The 1,916-nt window shown below is 65.2% G+C and carries 2 protein-coding genes and 1 tRNA gene; 1 reads left to right on the top strand and 2 read right to left on the bottom strand.

All coding sequences use genetic code 11. From position 1 onward, the window contains the following. Position 1 precedes the first annotated feature (1 nt). Positions 2 to 74 (bottom strand) — tRNA-Trp (locus VK682_RS27160). Between the two features lie 55 nt (positions 75 to 129). Beyond that, on the bottom strand, positions 130 to 1,122 hold the full coding sequence (locus VK682_RS27155; protein ID WP_230798228.1) for a zinc transporter ZntB: 993 nt from the start codon (positions 1,120 to 1,122) through the stop codon (positions 130 to 132). A 363-nt stretch (positions 1,123 to 1,485) separates the two neighbouring features. Between VK682_RS27155 and VK682_RS27150 the strand changes: the two genes are divergently transcribed. Continuing rightward, on the top strand, positions 1,486 to 1,722 hold the full coding sequence (locus VK682_RS27150) for a hypothetical protein (RefSeq protein WP_089852151.1): 237 nt from the start codon (positions 1,486 to 1,488) through the stop codon (positions 1,720 to 1,722). The last annotated feature ends 194 nt before the right edge of the window (positions 1,723 to 1,916 follow it).

Here is a 1,916-nt window from a genome sequence, read left to right as displayed (position 1 = left end):
GCAGGGGCAGCAGGGTTCGAACCCGCGACCTACGGTTTTGGAGACCGTCGCTCTACCAGCTGAGCTATACCCCTGTGGCCGGGCTTCCGTTTACGAAAGGGACCGTGGCTTTGCAAGGGGGAATCGTGGTCAGATCCAGCGCAGACGGCGCAGCACAAAAAGCTGCAGCCCGGCCACGCCCGCCAAGACGCCGCAGAACATCCAGAAGGCCTTTGGATCGCCCGCACCGGGCAGCCCCGCCACGTTGATTCCGAATAGCCCGGTCAGGAATCCCAGCGGCAGGAACAGCGCCGACAGGATCGACAGCAGATACATGTTGCGGTTCAGCCGGTCGGAAAGCTGGCTGGCCAGTTCATCGCGCACCAGCGCCATGCGGTCGCGCATGGCATCGGCATCTTCCACCACCCGTTCCAGCGCATCCAGTTCCTCGGCCAGATGGCGCAGGTCATCCTCTTCCACCCAGTGCGGATGCGCCGCCTGCAGGCCGCGCAGGGCATCGCGCTGCGGCATCAGATAGCGGCGCAGGATGATGGCCTGACGGCGCAGTTCGACCACCTGCTGCCGCATCTCGGCGCCGCCGCCCGCCAGCACATTCTCTTCGAGCGAGTCGGCCTGCTCTTCGAGGCCGGACCAGAAACCCTCGATCCGCTGGGTCAGATGCTCAACCAGCAGGGTCAGGAACTGCGCGCAGTCACGCGGCCCCTGCCCCGCCTCGGTCGCCTCCGCGATGCGTTCGATGGCGCGCACGCGGCGGCGCGACAGGCTGACGATGCGCTGCGGATCGATCCACATCCGGACCGAGACCATGTCCTCCGGATCCTCGCCCGGATTGGTGTTGATGCCGCGCAGGATCACGATCAGCCCGTCCCCGACCCGCGTGACCCGGGGCCGGGTTTCCTCGGCCACCAGCGCGTCGATGATCGTGGCGTCCAGATAGGACAGGTTTTCCACGATCCAGCCCGGCGTGTCGGGGTGCTGCGCCCTCAGATGCACCCAGCCCAGCGTGGCGCTGCGCAGCACCTCGGGCGCCTCCGACGGAGAGAGGCGGCGGCAGGCATCGGGACCGTCCAGCACGAAGCCGGTATCGATCAGGTCATCGGGGCTGGGAACAAGATCTTGCATGGCCAAGAACTACATCCGGCAGGGCCTGCGGCAAGGGCAAATGGGGGTGTTTGCGGCAGCGTGCAAAATTGCACAGAGATGGCGCCGAAGCCTCGCGCGGGGGAAAAACCGGGGGACGATCACGCAAAATCTGGCTCTCTCACACGGCCGTGACATTATAAAACCTCAGCGTTTCCAAAGGTGATCCGCGCTATTGGAAAGCCGCTGTTCACGTTCAAGCACACAGGTTCGCGATCCGCCGTGTTTGTTTCCGTGATTTGAAAAGCGGCGCGATAACAACGATTTACAACTCATCCCGCCAACAAGACGGGGCGCGGCACCGGGTTCGGGCCGCGTTTCACACCACATGAAGGATACACTCACATGACACGCATTCTTGCCGCCGCCCTGATCGCCAGCGCCGCTCTGACCGGTGCCGCTTCGGCTCTGACCTCGACCTCCGCTGTTGCACAGCAGCAGATCGAACGGGTCCTGCCCGGCGCCGACCTGTCGGGTCTGAGCGCGTCGCAGCTGGCCGCAGTCGCGCAGGAGATCGACAACACCGATGGCGCTGCCAACAAGGAAGCCGCTGCCGAGGCGCTGATCCGCGCCTATCGCTGACCGCAGCCGCGCGGCGTCAATTCCGCGCGTTTCGGCAAAAGGCCGGTCCTTCGGGACCGGCCTTTCTGCTGTCGGGCTCGCGCCACAAAAAAGGGGCCGTCCGCAGACGGCCCCTGATCTTCTGTCACCCCGCCCAAGGGCGGCGCGGTACCTCAGACGAGGATTTTCGACACGACGCCGGAGCCGACGGTGCG

This window comes from Salipiger marinus, from assembly GCF_035481585.1.
GTDB lineage: Bacteria > Pseudomonadota > Alphaproteobacteria > Rhodobacterales > Rhodobacteraceae > Salipiger > Salipiger marinus.
The sequence above is the reverse complement of the archived record's forward strand: the minus strand, read 5'-3'. Positions and strand labels throughout refer to the sequence as shown.